The organism is Hydrogenovibrio sp. 3SP14C1 (assembly GCF_029625905.1).
Classification (GTDB): Bacteria; Pseudomonadota; Gammaproteobacteria; order Thiomicrospirales; family Thiomicrospiraceae; genus Hydrogenovibrio.
Genome location: NZ_JARTLM010000188.1, coordinates 1 through 260, shown reverse-complemented (window position 1 = coordinate 260; position 260 = coordinate 1). Strand labels below are relative to the sequence as shown.

The 260-nt window shown below is 37.7% G+C and carries 1 protein-coding gene; it reads left to right on the top strand.

The window, feature by feature from the left end:
* Positions 1-260: hypothetical protein (locus P8629_RS12185; protein WP_278166372.1), on the top strand; the 260-nt coding region annotated here is incomplete at both ends.

The window sequence follows — 260 nt, the reverse complement described above, 5'->3', positions numbered from 1 at the left end:
GGCGAGGTGTTGAGCATGACGACTTTGAGAATGAGTTGCATATTCATCACCAAGGCGGGCTGGGCCTCAAGAAAATATATCAAGATATACTGATGAACCACATTTATGGTTCTTCTGAGTTTACAAAAAAAATTGTCATAAGCAACAATCAACTATACAAAAAGCACCTTGCTTTTATTTTTGAAAATGATGCGGATGGACTGAAAAAATGGAACGATAAACTAGACGATATAGAGAACCGCTTTCCTGATGACACAAGA